Consider the following 17847-nt stretch of genomic DNA (forward strand, 5'->3'; position numbering starts at 1 on the left):
GATAAAATTTTGTTATTGATAAACCTATCTTATAAAATTAGTACTATAATCACCTTCTATATTTATTTTTTCATCGCTGTTTTTAAATGCTCTAATCATCATCGCCATATTTCTTCCTATATTTCTCATTGTCTGAAGTCCTTCAAGATCCTGTCTAACTTCATCTGGAGTATTTCCATGAACCATGTTCCAGTATGAAGATGAAACTATCGGCATAGATGCTATTCCAAAATATTTATTTATTACATCAACTGATGCTGTTGTACCACCTCTTCTTGCTGATACTATTGCTGCAGCAGGCTTTCCTGCAAATAGAACATATACTTTTTTTCTTGAACTTGAACAGAATGCTCTGTCAAGAAATGAAAGTAATCTTCCACTTGGATGTGCAAAATAAACAGGGCTTCCAAATACGAACCCATCAGCTTCCTTTGCTTTTTCAAGAAACTCTGAAAGATTGTCATCATCGAATATACATCCGTTTCCCTGACATTTTCCACAACCCATACAATCCATTATAGGTTTTGAACCAAGCTGAAATATTTCATATTCTATCCCATTTTCATTTAGAACTTTTCCTATTTCACAAAGAGCTGTATATGTACACCCTTCTAAATTTGAACTTCCATTAAGCATTAATACTTTCATAAAATCACTCCTATATACAATATTCTACACAGTAAATTTTATCATATATAATGTTAAGGCATCAGTTTTTTTCTCAGTTCAATAATATTTTTCTCAATTCTATCTATTATCTTCTCAAATTCTTCATCACTTTTTCCTGTAGGATCATCAAGTCCCCAGTTTTCTGAGTAATCATAACCAAATACAGCAGGACAGCTTACATTACACCCCATAAATATTGCTACATCTATATCCGGTATATCCTCTGTAAGTTTGCTGTACTGAGTTTTTTCCATATCTATATCGTATAGTTTTTTTATTAAACGAAATGCATCCTGATTTATTCTATCCTTTACCTCTGTTCCCGCCGAATAACTTTCAAATACATCAGATGCAAACTTCTTTCCAAGAGCCTCAGCCATCTGACTTCTGCATGAATTGTGAACACATATAAATGCAACTTTAGGTTTTCCTTCACATTGTAGAGTTATCTTTTCTATATTATTTTCAAAATTGCTGTTCATATTACTTTACTCCTGTGTTTTTATTATATAAGCATTCCCTGTGCAAGGTTAAACAGATAACCTACAATTATTATTCCTATTGTACATATCGCTACAAATACTCCAAGAAGTCTTGGTTTTATCGCTTTTTTCAGCATTATCATTGATGGCAGACTAAGTGTTGTAACAGCCATCATAAATGAAAGGATCGTTCCAAGCTGTGCTCCCTTTGAAAGAAGTGCCTCCGCAACCGGTATTGTACCAAATATATCCGCATACATTGGAACTCCAACTATTACTGCAAGTATAACTCCAAAAAGATTTTTACCTCCAAGAACAGTCTGTATAACTTCTTCTGGAATCCAGTTATGTATTACCGCACCTATACCAACTCCCACCAATATATATGGAAATACTTTCTTAAAAGTACTTTCAACCTGATCTCTTGCATATATAAGTCTGTCATGTTTTGTAAGTTCCGGAGAATCTATGTCTATAGAAGATGCGTTTCTTATAAATTCCTCTACATATTCCTCCATGTGAAGTTTCTGAATAAGAGTTCCTCCTAATACTGCAATTATAAGTCCAACTATTACGTATACAATAGCTACCTTTGCTCCGAATATACTCATAAGAAGAAGTAGGCTTCCAAGATCAACCATTGGTGATGATATTAAAAAAGAGAATGTTACTCCCAGAGGAAGACCTGCACTTGTAAATCCTATAAAAAGCGGTATTGATGAACATGAGCAAAACGGTGTTACTGTTCCAAGCAGGGCTGATACAATATTTGCCCATATCCCGTTGAATCTTCCAAGTATTTTTTTACTTCTCTCTGGTGGAAAATAACTCTGTATATATGAAATCATAAATATAAGTGCACAAAGAAGTATCGTTATCTTTACAACATCGTATATAAAGAAATTCACACTTCCACCAAGTTTTCCGTTTACATCCAACCCAACAGATGTAAGTCCATTAGCTATAAGCTCATTTAACCATTTCATCCCAAGAATCTGATTTTGTATAAACAAAAATACAGTTTTTACATATTCCATCTTTGTATCTCCTTTTTCATATCAAATTTTTTTGATGTATAATTCTTTATAAAAGTCATCTATCTAGATGACCTTTATAATATATTTTACTTTTCACAGTTGCAGATTATCGGATTTGTATTTGTTTCAGTTATCCGAAGCAACCTTTCAAGGGCGTGCTTTCTTCCCTCATCGTTTATTTTATAATGAGTCCATTTTCCAACCTGTCTACTTTCTACAATTCCTGACTCACATAATATTTTCATATGATATGAAAGCGATGACTGACCAATTTCCATATGTTCTATAAGTACACACGCACATTTTTCACCATCTCTTAAAAGCTCAAGTATTCTCAGTCTTTTTTCATCACAAAATGCCTTAAATATTTTTGCATCAGAAGCGTAGACTGTATCCATAAAATCACCTCATATCAAATATATTTGATATGTTTATTATATTATTCCATAAGATATATGTCAACTTCATATCAAAAAAAATTGATATGTTTTGTTATATAATTCTATATTCTCATTCTAATAATAAAAAAGACGCCTATATATTAAGCGTCTTTATATCACATCTCATATTAAGTTTAAAATAATCTATTTCAGATATATCATGAGTTATTATAAGAGCGCATTTTCCCTCTATACTCTCAATAACCATATCCATCACTATTTGCTTTGTTTCCGCATCAAGACCTTTGAACGGTTCATCCATTATTATAAAATCATACTCAGAAAGAATCGCTCTGAGTATTGCCACCCTTCTTTTCATACCACCGCTGAGCTCTCTTATTCTTTTATTTTCGTATCCTGAAAGCCCAATTTTTTCAAGATATGAACTTATGTCATCATCAGATGCTCCAGATACAACCTTCAGATTAAGATATACACTCATATTTTCGCAGAGTGCATCATCCTGAAATACAGCAGAGATTTTAGATCCGTCTTTTATTTTTATTTTCCCTTTGTCCGTACTTTCAAGACCCATTATTAATCTTGCCAGAGTTGTTTTTCCCACGCCCGATTTTCCGGTCACAAAATAAACTGTATTATCCTTAAGTGTTTCAGAAAATCCATCTATTACGCACTTATCATCAAATGACTTGCTGATATCGTCAATAAAAATCACAGTATCCCCATCCTTTCGAGTATTCTGTTGATAATATATAGAAATATCTTCTGAAAACATATACTTATCACAACTATAACTATAGTCCATGCAAACAGCTCAGGAGTATTAAGATATACTTTTGCTGTATATAATTTTTCCCCTATAGATCCATCCGGTATTCCTATTACTTCTGCTGCTATTCCAGCCTTCCAGCAAAGACCAAGAGACACACTGCATGCGGATTTTATATATGGAGCCATTTCAGAAAGGTAGATATATCTGATTCTATCAGATATTTTCACCTCGAATACCCTGGTCATTTCAACAATTTCCTTTGGTATTGAGTTTATACCTGTCAATATATTTCTGTATACTATCGGAAATACCATAAGCATCGATATAAATGTAGAAAGATTTTCAGATGATATCCACACAAGAGCAAGTATTATAAATGATGCAACGGGAACTGATTGTACTGTCAGAACAAGTGGTTCGACCATTATTCTGAATTTTTCACTGAAGTATGAAAACACAGCACATATACTTCCCAATATAAAAGCAATAAAAAATCCCGATGTTATCCGCACAAATGAATTTATAATGGATATCCAGAATTCTTTTTCAACAGATAGCTCAATAAGTTTCCTAAATGCTGAGATAGGAGATACTAAAAGTATCTCCTGTCCCACAAGCATACTGAATATCTGCCATATGAAAAGCCATATAAAAACAGCTTTTATATTTTCTTTTTTACTGTTCAACATAGTAGAAATCGTCTCCAGGAAGTTTTCCACCTACCGCTTTTGGATTTGCTTCAGATAGAACTTTAAGATATCCACTTAATTTAGTCTTCATTTCGTCGCCTGATATGAAAGTTATATTACATTCAGGTATAGCTTTTTTAGCAATGGCTTCTGGAACTATATCATTTTCACCTATAAGTGCTGCTGCTTCATCTATATTGTTGTTTGTAAATTCAACAGATGATTTGTATTCTTCAAGGAATGATTTAGTTTTCTCAGGATATTTTTCAACAAAATCTTTTCTTGCAACTACTACTCCAGTTATAAGAGAACCAGATTCGTTGTCTTTTGCATTAAGTTTATCCCATTCCTCGTTTAAGTCTATTGCAACTCTTATATTAGGATTTTTTGTCATTGCAACTGTAACAAAAGGCTGTGGAAGCATTGCTATTCCATTTTCATCAGCTGCCATTGCAGAAAGGCATTCCGCATGCTCTGATTTGTACTCTATTGTTACATCTTTTGCAGGGTCTATTCCATTCTGCTCAAGTATATAGTTTAGAGCATATTCAGGAGTTGATCCTTTTCCACTTGCATATATAGTTTTTCCTTTAAGATCAGAAACTGATTTTACAGTATTTCCATTTTCAACTATATAAAGCACACCAAGAGTATTTACAGCAAGTGTCTGTATATTTCCCTCTGTGTTGTTGTATAGAACTGATGCAAGGTTTGCCGGAACAGCTGCTATATCATATTCACCTTTTACAAGTTTAGCAGTTATTTCGTCCGGAGCTCCTACAAGTGTAAACTCATAGTTATCTGTATCCTTTTCATCATCCATCATTTTTACAAGACCCATTCCTGTAGGTCCATTAAGAGCAGCTACCTTTGCAGTCACTGCTTCTTCCTGTTTTGTACAACCTGCAAGTATTGACATCGCCATAATTGATGCGGTTATGATTGCCAGTAATTTTTTTCTCAAGATAATCCCTCCTATTTAAAAGTCATTACTATTTAATTGTAGTCGTTTTATTGTTTAATTTCAAGAATTGTTAAACAATTAGCCCTCCATACTTTTAGTAATATATTTCTCAGTTGTTATATTACCCATTTTATTGCTTTTTCTACCATATATTTATACTGCTATTTAGATATAATAAAATCTCGTACAATAAATTCAACTTTAAAAAGCCACCTTTGGATTAAGATGGCTTTTCATTTTATTAAATTTTATATAGCTCTTGTATATTTTTTAAGCCATTCTTTTTCTTCATTATCAAGGTATGGAGAAACTTTCTCATAAACTTCCTTGTGATAATCGTTTAAAAGTTTTTTATACTCATCAGAAAGCATATCTACTTTAACTGCATCAAGATCCATAGGAACAAATGTTATATGTTCAAGTCTCATGAATTCTCCATAGGCATTCTTTTCATCTTCACATACAAGAAGTTCATTTTCAAGACGTACTCCATGAGATCCCTCTACATATATTCCCGGTTCATCAGTTATTATCATACCTTTCTGTAAAACATCGCTATCCCATTTTCTGTATCTCCATCTAAAGTTTGCAGGACTTTCATGTATGTTAAGAAGATATCCCATACCATGTCCTGTTCCATGGTTAAAATCAATTCTTCTATCCCATAGTGGTTTTCTTGCAAGTATATCAAGGTTTATACCTGTACATCCTTTCATAAACACAGCACTTCCTAGTCCTAGATTACACATAAGAACAAGAGTAAAGTGTTCCTTCATTATTTCCGGTATTTCTCCAAGAGCAAATGTTCTTGTTATATCTGTAGAACCTTCATAAAATCCCGCACCAGTATCTGAAAGATATACTGTTCCTCCTTTAAGCTGTACATCAGTTTCCGGAGAAGAAGTATAGTGACACATAGCAGCATGAGCACCATATGAGCTTATTGGTTCAAAACTTGGTCTTATAAATCCGCCCATCTCTTTTCTGAACTCATCAAGTTTATCAGATGCACTCATCTCTGTTATAACTTCTTTGTCGTAGTTTTCTTTTATCCATTTCATAAATCTGACGTGAGCTACTGAATCCTTTATCTGAGCTTTTTTCATATTTTCAACTTCCACTTCATTTTTACATGATTTGAAAAGTATCTCAGGATTTCTTTCTTCTATTTTTTTAATACTTTCAGGTATATTACTGTATATAGCATAGTTTATCTTTGTAGGATCTACCATTACTGAATTTACTGTCATTGATTTTACATCTTCATATATATCATTGTATGGATGTATTTTTATATTATTCTTTTCAAACTCGGCTTTTATCTCGTTGTTTAATTTTGATTCATCTATATAAAGATGCATATCATTCATATTTATTACAGCATATGATAATACAAGAGGGAAGAATTCTATATCATTTCCTCTTATATTAAGAGTCCAGCATATATCATCAAGTGTAGTAAGTATATGAGACTCTGCTCCTGCTTTTTTCATTTCTTCTCTTATTCTTGAAAGCTTGCTTTCTATAGATTCGCCTGTATATTTTTCTTCAAGCATAAATGCAGGTTCTTTTGAAAGTTCTGGTCTATCTTTCCATATAGTATCTATAAGGTCTTTATCATATGAGACAGAACCACCATTTTTTTCTGCTATGCATCTATATGCTATACCGTCTCCCATAGAAACAGTTCTTCCATCAAATCCTATTGTCATACCTTCTTTTATTTTTTCTTCAAGATATTCGTTTATTGTAGGGTATCCAGGCTCAAGCATTTTCATCATTTCAACACCAGTTCCCTCAATCTGTTTTTCAGCCTGTATAAAATATCTTCCATCAACCCATAGTCTCGCTTCATCAAGAGCTATAACAGCTGTTCCTGCAGATCCTGAAAAACCAGTTACAAATTTTCTTGCCTTGAAATATTCCCCAACATATTCAGACTGATGAAAATCCGCTGTTGGAACAACATATACATCTATATTATTTTTTCTCATTTCTTCACGAAGAGCTACTAATATTTCTTTAACATTCATATTTTAACCTTCTTTCCTATTAATGAACCGCCATAAAAATTATGGCGGTTCATCTATATTTATATGAGCACTTTATTATGTTTTAATCCAATATAATATTTATTATTCTGCATCATCTTCAACAAGTTTTGAAAGTTTTTTATCAAGTAGGAATAGTATTACTGCAGATACAACAGCAACTATAGCTATACCTATACATACACTTGAGAATTTGAATCCACCTTCAAATGTTAAACCATAAAGAGGTCCATAGCATAATGATGCAACGAAAGTAGCTATTCCCCATACAGCCATCATTGTAGATAAGTAACGGCTTGGTGAATATTTACTTATAAATGCATGTCCTAGTGGTGAGAAGAACATTTCACCCATTGTTAATATGAATGCGAATATTATTAACCATAGAACACTTATCTGCTCTCCACCTCTTGCTATATCAAGTACAGCAAAGAATATATATGAACATCCAAGTATTGCAAGTCCGAATCCTGTTTTACGGAATAAACTCATATCTCCCTGAGGTCTTGCTGCAAGTTTAGCCCAAAGCATAGCAGTAAGAGGTCCAAGTACAACACAGAAGAAAGAGTTTGCTGCGTCGAACCAAGTTGTAGGAATTTCATATCCTGCAACTACCCAGTTCATATTTTCTGTCCAGTAGTAGTAAACTGGAAGATATGCAAGGTTCCAGAATATCCAGAATATTATAGAGAAACCAGATACAAGGAATATAGCTGCAATTCTTTTCTTTTCTATAACTGTAAGAGGTGCATTTGCCTCTGTAGACTGTCCTTTTTCTTTTTTGTGTTTATCTTCTTCAAGCTCTTCAGCAGTTTTTTCAAGTTTGAAAGGTTTCTTACCTACATCACCCATGTAACGAGTACCAAAAGTAAACCATATAGCACCTAAGAACATTGATGCAGCTGCAAGTTTGAAACAAGGAGAAAATCCTAGTACACCATTGTGAGCAAATACATCTTTGTATAATATACCAACAAGGAAAGTACCTATAAATGCACCAGTGTTAACAAGTGTATAACGTATAGAGAAAGCTGAGTCAAGCTGCTCTTTATCAGTTACAATACGTCCTATCATAGCTCCTGTCTTGAAAAGACCAAGACCTGCACTGACACATATAATCATTACATAAACCATTGTAGCATCTTTGGCCATTGATCCACAGAAATAACCTATACCAACTATTATCATTCCTATTGGAGTAGTATAACGACCACCTATATATCTATCTGCTATAACTCCTCCTACTAATGGTCCAAGATAAGCAAATGCAGTAAGCATAGACTGCATTGTAGCACCAGTAGTATCAGAAAGGCCAAGTCCTCCTGTTGCAACAGATGCTGTTACAAATATAAGTATTAATGAACGTCCAAGGTAGTATGCAAGACGTTCAAAAATCTCTGTACATCCACACATCCAGAATCCTTTAGAGAATCCCTTTTTTCTTTTTGTTGATTCCATTTTCTTCCTCCATTTTTACTTATTATTCCATATCATTAAGGAATGCCTTGTATGCTTTATATGATTCGTATACATCGGCCTTGCTTGCAACTTCCCATGGTGCATGCATTGATAATAGCGCAACCCCACTATCGATTACATTCATTCCATAGTTTGCCATTATATATGCGATTGTTCCACCGCCACCGAAATCAACTTTTCCCATTTCAGCAGTCTGGAATCCAACTTTATTATCATCAAATACTTTTCTTATCTTTGCTATATACTCAGCATTTGCATCACTTGATCCATTTTTACCACGGCTTCCAGTATATTTATTAAGAACTATACCTCTTCCGAAATAAGCTGTATTTTTCTTTTCAAATGCCTCTGAGTAAAGTGGATCATATGCAGCACTTACATCTGAAGAAAGCATATATGAATTTCTTATAGCTTTTTCAGTTTTTAGTGCAGACTCAGTATCAGTAAGAGCCATAAGTTCTCCAACTGCAATCTTAAAGAAACGAGACTGCATTCCTGTAGCACCCATACTTCCTATTTCTTCTTTATCAACAAGTATACAGCAGCTTGTTCTTTCCGGATTTTCAACTTCAAGCATAGCGAATAAAGATGTAAATGCACATACTCTATCGTCCTGTCCATATGCTGCTATCATACTTCTATCAAGTCCACATTCTCTTGCCTTTCCAGCTGGAACAACTTCAAATTCAGCAGAAAGGAAGTCTTCTTCTTCCATATCAAAATTATCTTTTAGATAGTTAAGTATAGAAGCTTTTACAAGATCTTTTTCTTCTCCTTCTTTTAGAGGTCTGCTTCCAACAAGAACATCCAGTCCTTCACCTTCTATGACAACGCTTGCCTTTTTCTCAAGCTGAGAAGCTGAAAGATGTATTAGAAGATCTGTTATCATAAGTATTGGATCATCGTCTTTTTCACCAATAACTATGTCTATAACAGAACCGTCTTTTTTAGCAACTGTACCATGAAGAGCTAGTGGTATTGTAGCCCACTGGTATTTTTTAACACCACCATAGTAGTGAGTATCAAGATATGCAAGCTCATTGTCCTCATATAAAGGATTCTGCTTGATATCAAGTCTAGGTGAATCTATATGTGCACCAAGTATGTTCATCCCCTCAACAAGAGGTCTTTTACCTACCTGGAATAATACAAGTGATTTACCCATATTATTTACATATACTTTATCACCGGGATTTAATTTTGTTCCCTCAGCTACACAATCTTCAAGATTTTTGTAACCATGTTTTTCAGCCATTGAAATAGAAAGTTTCACGCATTCACGCTCTGTCTTTCCAGCATCTAAACACTCTCTGTAACGACTGTTTACTTTCTCAAGTTCATTTATCTGAACTTCAGAATACTGTTTCCACATATTATTTCGTTCCATTCCAATTTCTCCTTATTTAAATAATTTATCTTGCTCAGACAATTAATATTATAATTATTTGTTCAAAATTTGTCTATTAAATTTTTTGATTTGTCAGTCTATTTATATTTTAATAATAGATATTTTATATCACAAAAAAATATTTTTTATGCCTTTAAATCCAATTTATATTTATTTTTTAAAGATTACTGAAAACTTTTTTCACGATTTTTCTTTATTTTTGTAATATTTGTATTAAATCTTCTGTTTTTTATAGTTTTTAGAAAACGTTTTTTATAATTTTTTATTATTTTTTTAACAACTATAGTTTTTAATATATAATAAGTAAAAACTTTTTTCATGTATATTTTTTACGGTTTTTATAGACTATCAATAAAAAAATTGTATAGATTTACAGTTTTTAATTTTATTTATAAATAGAAAAGCAAGGCATTCTTCCAGAGAAATACCTTGCTTTTTATTGATTATACCTATAAAAATAAAATATGAACTTTTCCGTTTTTATCTCTCACAATTTCCGATTCTACACCATAAAGAAGTTTTATATTTTCTGGTGTAATAACTTCTTCTGCTTTTCCATATGATACAACCTTTCCATCTTTCATAGCATATATAACATCACAGAACATAGCTGCTATATTCAGATCGTGAACAGCTGCAACAGCAGTGATTCCAGACTCTTTTATAAGTCTCATTATCTGTAGCTGATGAGTTATATCGAGATGATTTGTAGGTTCATCAAGTACTATATACTTTGTTTTTTGTGCAAGTGCTCTTGCAAGTACAACTCTCTGCTGCTCTCCACCTGATAGAGTCGAATACATTCTCTTTGAAAATTCTTCAAGCCCTACTTTTTTCAGGCAATCATAAACAATGTCATAGTCTTCTCTGTTTTCTTTTTCCATAAGTTTCTTGTATGGGTTTCTACCCATGAGTACAATCTCTTCAACAGAAAAGTCAAAACTATAGCTGTTGTGCTGTGCAACTACAGAAAGTTTTCTGGCAGAGTCTTTGTAACTCATATCCTCGATATTTTCTCCATCTATCATAATTGTTCCTTCTTTTGCCTTCAAAGTTCTGTATATACACTTCAGTAGAGTGGATTTACCGCTTCCGTTTGGACCTATTATTCCCGTTATCTTTCCGTCTTCTGCATATATATCCACTCCATTTAGTATATTTTCTGCTCCGTATGACACCTCTATTTTATTTGCAGAAATACCTGTGTCAGATTTTATATTTATTTTGCTCATCTTGCACCCCCTGTTGCATATGATTTTTTAACCATAAGATATATAAAACAAGGCGCTCCAACAAGAGAGATTATTATACCTATTGGAATTTCTGAGTTTTCAAGTATAATCCTGCATAAAACATCGGCCCATATCAGAGAAATCGCACCAGAAAGAGCCGATACAGGAATCAGATTTCTGTAGTTTGTACCACACACAAGCCTAACTGCATGCGGAATAACAAGACCTACAAATCCTATCATCCCCGCGGCATATACAGAAAACCCTACAGCAAAAGAAGCTATTATCATATATATAGCTCTCTTTTTTGAAAGCTCTGTTCCAAGTGTAATTGCGGTATCGTCTCCCATAAGCATCATATTCAGACTTCTGTACTGAGTCCATATGATTATTGTTACAATAATTATTACAGGTAAAATAATAAATGCCTTCTCCCAGTCTGCAGATGCAAAACTTCCCATACTCCAGTAAGATATTTCTGCAGCTGCCCCTTTGTCCTGGGCTATATATATAAGAAAATTTGCAAATGCACTGCATACAGCATTTATTGCAACCCCTGATAAAATAAGCTTTATGGAGTTTGATTTTCCACCTATTCGCGAAATATACAAAACGGAAAAAGATGCCACCATAGCTCCAATAAAAGCCATTATTCCTGTTGCATTTGCCCCAAACGCACTACCTATCCCAAGAATAATAGAAAGCGCCGCTCCAAGATAACCACCTGAAGATACCCCTAGAATATAAGGATCTGCAAGCGGATTGTCTACAACTGCCTGCATAACTGCACCGCATACAGCAAGTCCCATTCCTACAGAGAGCGCAACGATTACTCTAGGAAATCTTATAAGCCATACCACATCGTGAACTGCTCCCTCTGAATACGACTTCATACTATCTATCTTGAATATTTCATATCCAATTACTTTGTACACCTCCTCAACAGATATATCGGCATTCCCAAAAGTAATTGAGGCCAGTACAGAAAATACCAGCCCCAAAACCAGGATAATACAGATAATACTGCCTGAAGGTCTTTTTATACTGTCTACCTTCATAAATACTAACTCCCTATCCATTTATATAATCAAGTTTTAATTATCTCAAACACACTCAATCTATTTAAGATCTATATCAGGATAAAGTCCCTTTGCTATTGTTTCTATACCATTCTGTGTACGTGTTGCACTCGCATACATTTCACTAAGCATTATAGGAACAACCCTTTTATTTTTGACTGCATTCAGACTTGAGAAGGCTTTGTCCTTTGTTATATATTCAAGATTCTTGTTTTTTACCTCATTTGCATCATCTCCTGCATAAGGCATATAAACAACAAAAATAACATCCGGATTTGCAGATACTATATCCTCTTTTCCTATAGAATCAGAATCTCCATTCAGAAGTTTTCCTCCAAGCTGATTTACCATATCTCCGGCAATACTTTTGTTTCCGTAGTTTGTAAACTTGCCATCCATATATTCAACGACCATTGCAGTTGTAGCTTTTTCTGAAGATGTCTCTTTCTTTACATTTTCTATAGTATTTTTCATATCAGCTACAAGTTTTTCAGCTCTGTCCTGAACATCGAATATCTTCCCTATAGTCAGTATATCCTCAAACTCATTCTCAAGTGAGTCATCTGAAACAGCTGTATTCGTATTGATATACACATTTGTTCCATTGTCTATCCAATTTTGTGCATCTCCAAGTGTAGTTTCTCCAAAAAGAGACGACCATGAGAATATCATATCAGGTTCAAGCATTGTAACTGTTTCCTTTGAAGGTGTGAACTCATCAAGATACTCTACTTTTGAAAATGCTGATTTCTGATTGTCGGGAACTTCATTGTCAAGTCCCGCTGTTGCAACAAGTCTGCCCTCAAGACCAAGTGCAAGCATAGTTTCTATACTTCCCTGATATACTGCAAGCACTTTTTCGGGAGCTTTTTCATATACAGTTGTATACTCTTTTCCATCTGCTCCCTTTGTTACAACTGTAAGTGGATACTCAGTTCTCTTATCTCCACTGTTCTCTGTAGACGAAGAAGTCTCTGATGACTGATTCTCCTGTCTGATACTTTCGGCGTTTTTTCTTTCAGAATCGCCACCTTTTGAGCATGCAACTGTACCAAAAGCCATAACTGCCGCGATTACAATTGCCGCTGCCTTTTTTGTTAGATTTTTTCCTTTCATGACTATCCTCCATTTCTTTTTAATGGCGGATGAAATTTCCGATACGGAATCCCTGATGTATTTTGATTCCGCCAGATGTCTGCTTTACACGGAAGCTTCATCTCATCATACAGGCAGGTTTCCTGGCTCGCACTCAAACATCCATTCCGCCTTCTCACTTTCGCAATGGCATATTGGTCTAGACTAATGCTCACAGTGACCGGATCGCCGATGAATTTCACACCGTTCCCTTTTAAAACTACGTTCACCTGTACAATATCGCTCTAAATACTAGATTATCACAAATCCATTACTTAGGTAAATATCTTTATATTAACATTTAATTTTTTTCTTATAGTTTCTATATGAAATATACAGACATGGTAGAGTCAGCACGACCTGTATAAATGCCATAAAAATTGGAAGATCTGATTTTGATACTCCTGTACTGAATATTGATGAATAACTTCCCATTACGTTAAATATAAAATGAAGCAATATAGCTGTATTTAAATTCTGTGATCTGTAATAAACCATTCCAAAAAAACTTCCCAGAAGGAATGTATATATTACCTGAGTAATTGTTCCTACAACAAGATATGGACTTCCCAGAAGATTTAGAAGATGTACCATTCCAAATATTGCAGAAGAAATCAAAATTCCATGCCATACAGACCTTCCTCTCTCCTCGCAGTCCCTGATAATTCTGCTCTGAATTATCCCTCTGAATACAGTCTCTTCAAATGTAGCTGTCAACATGACATTTATCAAAAAGAATATCCGGTTGCTTACAGGTACATTTTTTGAAAAATCTATGCTTAAAAAATTCAGTACTGCATACACTAAAGAAATTACAAAAATATACCATCCATCTTTGAATACAAAACTCATATTCTGTTTGCCTTTTGACAGTCGATCTTTTTCACCGTTTATTCTTCTGAATATAATCGCCATTGTTATAACAACAACATAAATTACAGATATATAATACGGCTCTGTATTATTTCTGTTCAGAAACATTAGTATCTGAAATGGCAACATAGTAAATATAAGTGCCATAACTATATATTTTAAAGTATTTCTATTTCCTTGTATTTTTTCCATTTTCTTCCTCCTATTTCCCGTATAATTTTTACTTAGGTATACTTTGCCATATTATTTAAGCTTTTTCAAGGAAATTAGAGCTCTTTTCTTTCCAAAAATAGATACAATTTTGTATCTATATTAATAAATTAAATTATTACTATATCGTAAAAAACTCCGGACATATATCCGGAGTATATAATATTATTTATTTTTCCAATAATTGAGCTTCGGCAACATATTCTCCATATAATTTCGAACTTCTTCTTCTGTCCATTTTTCATTTGACATAGTTCCCACACAAAACTCTATAATTTTTTCCATATCTGTATATGTAAAATCCCCATTTGCATAACACCATTTGCAATACTCTTCATTGAACTCACCATTTACTTCTCTGCTGATAGTAGAGTCCTCCAGTGGCATCCCACAACATTGACATACAAGTTTTCTCGGAGATCCCAGTATTGTATTTATAGAAACATCAAATACCTTTGAGAGAAGTTTTAATGTTTCTGTGTTCGGTATTGTTTCATCATTTTCCCAACGCGATACTGCCTGACGCGTAACAAAAACTTTTTCGGCAAACTCATCCTGAGACATCTCAGCTTTTTTTCTTAAATTAAGTAATATTTCTCCCGTTTTCATCAATAATCACCTCTTTATAAGGATTTTATAATAGTTTTTCAATTTATCCAAGCAACTATCTGTTTCCTATATAAATAAAATAAATTAACCCCCATTATTTGAATATCCAAATAATGAGGGCTACCCAACAACTATTAAATTTTTATTCTACATCTCTCATACCATCTGAGATTTCCTTATTCCTAAAGTTTCTGTTTGCAAGTTTTACTGAAACTATACATGTGATCAATGTTACAAGCGCAAATACAATCGCCTCTTTGTATGGGAAGGTGAAATCCATGAAGTGCTCTATTCCAAAATTCGTATATGAATCATTATGCCACTTCACAAACTCAATAAGTTTATATGTAGATATTGCTATCCCAACCGCAATACTCAGTACAGCATATGTAACAGACTCGTACATATTCATTCTGTTCATATCTTTCAGAGACATTCCCAAAGCTCTCATTGTAAATATCTCTTTTCTTCTCTCCATCAGATTTGACTTCACTGTGCAGAATATACTTATACCAGATATGATAAGCACAAGTATTGCATTTGTAGCTCCTCTTCTCTCTGAATTAGCCTGTCCACTATCCTGTAACCGTAAAAAACTTTCCTTTACAGATATTGCTCCTGGTATATTTTCCTTTACATACATTTCTACTTTTCTGTTTTCTGAGATATTCTCAGGATTTGTATAGTTTACACCAAGATTATTATATCCATTAAATCCGACAAGCTCTTTCATATTCTTATCTGATGTTATTACTTCAAATGTGCTCCGGTGAAAACCATCGCCATATGATTGCCATTCATCTTCAAGAATGGATGCAACTCTTACCTTTACATTTTTCTTTTCAATCTTATCACCATTATGATAATTTACTCCTACGGTAATTATATCTCCAACCTTTAAATCCTTATAGATTTCGTGATTCGTATTAGTATTTACATTATCATAAAAACTATTGTATACAGCTACATTTATATATCCATTTGTTTTTCCATATATATCATTTACTGCTTTAGTATCCTTCATATATGGTTCTAATTTGTCATTTATCATGTCTTCTGAAAAAAATCTAAGATGAGTTTCATATTCAGTCTTTTCGCTTCCTTCTACTCCATAGTATTCTATAAAGTATTCATTTATATCATCTTTATCAGCTACAAAAGTAGACTCTCCATTAAAGCTAGTATATACATTTTTTACTCCATTCATCTCTTTTATTTTTTCTACTGTATTTTCGGGTATTTTGAAACTTTCTATATCATTGTCTAAACCTCGCGAAACCTGTATATCGTATTTATAGTATATCTTTCTTATCTTATCATTTACCTCTGTTTGCATACTAGAGAACGTATACATTATCATATATCCACAAAGAGATATTGTAAGTATAGATACGAATGTCCTGGTTTTTTTGATCCATAGATTTCTGATTCCCATATATCTATACATTCCAAACTTATTCTGTATTATACTTCCAATTCTACTCTGTTTTCCTGTTCTAGCTTTACTTCCTGATGATGTTATTGCATCCATACATCCGACTCTTCCAATTCTAACTATAGGTGGCAATGTTGCAACTATTATAGATACTATTGATATTATTGATGTTTTTAATATTATATCTATATCCATATGTATCTTTGGTGTAATTCCAACTATTTCAAGCACATTATCTTTAGATGCCATAAGCCCTAATTTTGTTACAACAAATCCTGCTGCAATACCTAAAAATGTACCAAACACCATAAGTATAAGAGACTGATAAATAACCATCTGTCTTATATTTCTCTTTGTCGCTCCTATAAGTCTAAGCATACTTATTTCTCTGATATATTCACCCCATATTATATTGAACATATTGAATACAAGCAGTACCACTGTAATTGCGAGAACCAATGTATCATATGAAATAAGACTCATATCTTTTATATCATTCATTAGAAATAATTCACCAAGATAATTCGCATTTATATTAATTGAAGTTTTTCCGAGTTCGTAATCCATTGCTAGTTTTTCATACTGTCTCGATGCTTTTGCTTCATCATCAATGGTACTACCTGAATTAAATCTAACTATTACATCATATGTTACAGCTTCATTTGGTATGATATCCTGTTTATTGAAATTTCCATACGTATAACAAATTCCTCTTTTGGGCTCTGATCCTACTTGGCTGGAATTTATCTCTCCAAATTCTTTTTTTACTAAACCTACTACTTTAAAAGTCTTTTTCTCAGAGTATAGTTTCTCCTCTCCATTTGGAAGTTTGTAGCTTTTTCTAAGTTCAAATGAGATAGTCTTACCTATTGGATTTTCTGATATCCCAAAGTTATTGGCACTATCTGTATCTACAACTATCTCATTGTTATTTTTAGGTGCTCTTCCTTCCATTATCTGTGCTTTTCTGTCAAAATAATTTCTGGAATCGTCATTGTATCCATTGAATGATTTCAACTCCGATCTAGTTCCATTATTTTTGTTTATAAGATATCCTAAGTTCTGAATATTATCTGAATACTCTATTCTATTATCTGACGATACATTTTCCATTTTATCTCTGCTTATATCTACATATTCAGTGTGGTAATCGCCGTATGCCTTCTTGAATGCTTCTACTCTATTATATTTTTGCGATATATTTATCATGTCAACAGAGAACAGAAACGCTACAACAGATATTACGACGATAAACATCATAACTGTTCTGGATTTATTCTTCTTCATATACATGTATGATAGTTTTCTATATATCTGTTTCAT

The 17847-nt window shown here is 33.4% G+C and carries 16 protein-coding genes and 1 riboswitch; all 16 genes read right to left on the reverse strand.

The features are described 5' to 3' along the window. Positions 1-24: 24 nt before the first annotated feature. The 16 genes from EXD82_RS07035 to EXD82_RS07110 all read right to left on the reverse strand — a co-directional run bounded on the left by EXD82_RS07035 (position 25) and on the right by EXD82_RS07110 (position 17847). The gene (locus EXD82_RS07035) at positions 25-648 is read right to left on the reverse strand and encodes a flavodoxin family protein (RefSeq protein ID WP_142536208.1); all 624 of its coding nucleotides are present in this window, start codon (positions 646-648) and stop codon (positions 25-27) included. A gap of 53 nt (positions 649-701) precedes the next feature. Next, positions 702-1151 carry an arsenate reductase/protein-tyrosine-phosphatase family protein gene (locus tag EXD82_RS07040; protein ID WP_142536209.1) on the reverse strand — a complete coding sequence of 150 codons (450 nt, stop codon included), beginning with the start codon at positions 1149-1151 and terminating at the stop codon, positions 702-704. A 23-nt stretch (positions 1152-1174) separates the two neighbouring features. Continuing rightward, positions 1175-2188, reverse strand: coding sequence for a permease (locus EXD82_RS07045; RefSeq protein ID WP_142536210.1), 1014 nt, complete (start codon positions 2186-2188; stop codon positions 1175-1177). Between the two features lie 86 nt (positions 2189-2274). Beyond that, the gene (locus EXD82_RS07050) at positions 2275-2586 is read right to left on the reverse strand and encodes an ArsR/SmtB family transcription factor (protein WP_142536211.1); all 312 of its coding nucleotides are present in this window, start codon (positions 2584-2586) and stop codon (positions 2275-2277) included. 136 nt (positions 2587-2722) lie between these two features. Then, positions 2723-3304, reverse strand: coding sequence for an ATP-binding cassette domain-containing protein (locus EXD82_RS07055; protein ID WP_174919186.1), 582 nt, complete (start codon positions 3302-3304; stop codon positions 2723-2725). Beyond that, positions 3301-4050: an ABC transporter permease gene (locus EXD82_RS07060; RefSeq protein ID WP_174919187.1), complete on the reverse strand. Its 750-nt coding sequence runs from the start codon at positions 4048-4050 to the stop codon at positions 3301-3303. Before EXD82_RS07060 ends, EXD82_RS07055 begins: the two co-directional genes overlap by 4 nt. Next, positions 4037-5014 carry an ABC transporter substrate-binding protein gene (locus EXD82_RS07065; RefSeq protein ID WP_330573759.1) on the reverse strand — a complete coding sequence of 326 codons (978 nt, stop codon included), beginning with the start codon at positions 5012-5014 and terminating at the stop codon, positions 4037-4039. Before EXD82_RS07065 ends, EXD82_RS07060 begins: the two co-directional genes overlap by 14 nt. 248 nt (positions 5015-5262) lie before the next feature. Next, positions 5263-7047 (reverse strand): aminopeptidase P family protein, encoded by a 1785-nt coding sequence (locus EXD82_RS07070; protein WP_142536213.1) that lies wholly within the window; start codon positions 7045-7047, stop codon positions 5263-5265. Between the two features lie 102 nt (positions 7048-7149). Beyond that, positions 7150-8523: a peptide MFS transporter gene (locus EXD82_RS07075; protein ID WP_142536214.1), complete on the reverse strand. Its 1374-nt coding sequence runs from the start codon at positions 8521-8523 to the stop codon at positions 7150-7152. Between the two features lie 22 nt (positions 8524-8545). Continuing rightward, positions 8546-9931 (reverse strand): aminopeptidase, encoded by a 1386-nt coding sequence (locus EXD82_RS07080; protein ID WP_142536215.1) that lies wholly within the window; start codon positions 9929-9931, stop codon positions 8546-8548. Between the two features lie 470 nt (positions 9932-10401). Continuing rightward, positions 10402-11184, reverse strand: coding sequence for an ABC transporter ATP-binding protein (locus EXD82_RS07085; protein WP_142536216.1), 783 nt, complete (start codon positions 11182-11184; stop codon positions 10402-10404). Further along, complete coding sequence (locus tag EXD82_RS07090; RefSeq protein ID WP_142536217.1) at positions 11181-12242, reverse strand: FecCD family ABC transporter permease; 1062 nt, start codon at positions 12240-12242, stop codon at positions 11181-11183. The genes EXD82_RS07085 and EXD82_RS07090 overlap by 4 nt, the downstream gene beginning before the upstream one ends. 60 nt (positions 12243-12302) lie before the next feature. Beyond that, entirely contained in the window at positions 12303-13379 is a 1077-nt protein-coding gene (locus EXD82_RS07095; RefSeq protein WP_142536218.1) for an ABC transporter substrate-binding protein, read from the reverse strand. A 95-nt stretch (positions 13380-13474) separates the two neighbouring features. Continuing rightward, a riboswitch (cobalamin riboswitch) is annotated at positions 13475-13646 on the reverse strand. Between the two features lie 45 nt (positions 13647-13691). Then, a complete protein-coding gene (locus EXD82_RS07100; RefSeq protein WP_142536219.1) occupies positions 13692-14462 on the reverse strand; it encodes a CPBP family intramembrane glutamic endopeptidase in 771 nt (256 codons plus the stop codon). Between the two features lie 183 nt (positions 14463-14645). Then, positions 14646-15089, reverse strand: coding sequence for a zinc ribbon domain-containing protein (locus tag EXD82_RS07105; RefSeq protein WP_142536220.1), 444 nt, complete (start codon positions 15087-15089; stop codon positions 14646-14648). A 142-nt stretch (positions 15090-15231) separates the two neighbouring features. After that, the gene (locus EXD82_RS07110) at positions 15232-17847 is read right to left on the reverse strand and encodes an ABC transporter permease (protein ID WP_246082025.1); all 2616 of its coding nucleotides are present in this window, start codon (positions 17845-17847) and stop codon (positions 15232-15234) included.

This window comes from Peptacetobacter hominis (assembly GCF_006861675.1).
Taxonomy (GTDB): domain Bacteria; phylum Bacillota; class Clostridia; order Peptostreptococcales; family Peptostreptococcaceae; genus Peptacetobacter; species Peptacetobacter hominis.

Excerpts from the sequence above, each read along its gene's own strand:
- EXD82_RS07035 (WP_142536208.1), bottom strand. The coding sequence starts at position 648 with ATGAAAGTATTAATGCTTAATGGAAGTTCAAATTTAGAAGGGTGTACA.
- EXD82_RS07040 (WP_142536209.1), bottom strand. The coding sequence starts at position 1,151 with ATGAACAGCAATTTTGAAAATAATATAGAAAAGATAACTCTACAATGT.
- EXD82_RS07045 (WP_142536210.1), bottom strand. The coding sequence starts at position 2,188 with ATGGAATATGTAAAAACTGTATTTTTGTTTATACAAAATCAGATTCTT.
- EXD82_RS07050 (WP_142536211.1), bottom strand. The coding sequence starts at position 2,586 with ATGGATACAGTCTACGCTTCTGATGCAAAAATATTTAAGGCATTTTGT.
- EXD82_RS07060 (WP_174919187.1), bottom strand. The coding sequence starts at position 4,050 with ATGTTGAACAGTAAAAAAGAAAATATAAAAGCTGTTTTTATATGGCTT.
- EXD82_RS07070 (WP_142536213.1), bottom strand. The coding sequence starts at position 7,047 with ATGAATGTTAAAGAAATATTAGTAGCTCTTCGTGAAGAAATGAGAAAA.
- EXD82_RS07075 (WP_142536214.1), bottom strand. The coding sequence starts at position 8,523 with ATGGAATCAACAAAAAGAAAAAAGGGATTCTCTAAAGGATTCTGGATG.
- EXD82_RS07080 (WP_142536215.1), bottom strand. The coding sequence starts at position 9,931 with ATGGAACGAAATAATATGTGGAAACAGTATTCTGAAGTTCAGATAAAT.
- EXD82_RS07085 (WP_142536216.1), bottom strand. The coding sequence starts at position 11,184 with ATGAGCAAAATAAATATAAAATCTGACACAGGTATTTCTGCAAATAAA.
- EXD82_RS07090 (WP_142536217.1), bottom strand. The coding sequence starts at position 12,242 with ATGAAGGTAGACAGTATAAAAAGACCTTCAGGCAGTATTATCTGTATT.
- EXD82_RS07095 (WP_142536218.1), bottom strand. The coding sequence starts at position 13,379 with ATGAAAGGAAAAAATCTAACAAAAAAGGCAGCGGCAATTGTAATCGCG.
- EXD82_RS07100 (WP_142536219.1), bottom strand. The coding sequence starts at position 14,462 with ATGGAAAAAATACAAGGAAATAGAAATACTTTAAAATATATAGTTATG.
- EXD82_RS07105 (WP_142536220.1), bottom strand. The coding sequence starts at position 15,089 with ATGAAAACGGGAGAAATATTACTTAATTTAAGAAAAAAAGCTGAGATG.
- EXD82_RS07110 (WP_246082025.1), bottom strand. The coding sequence starts at position 17,847 with ATGAAACAGATATATAGAAAACTATCATACATGTATATGAAGAAGAAT.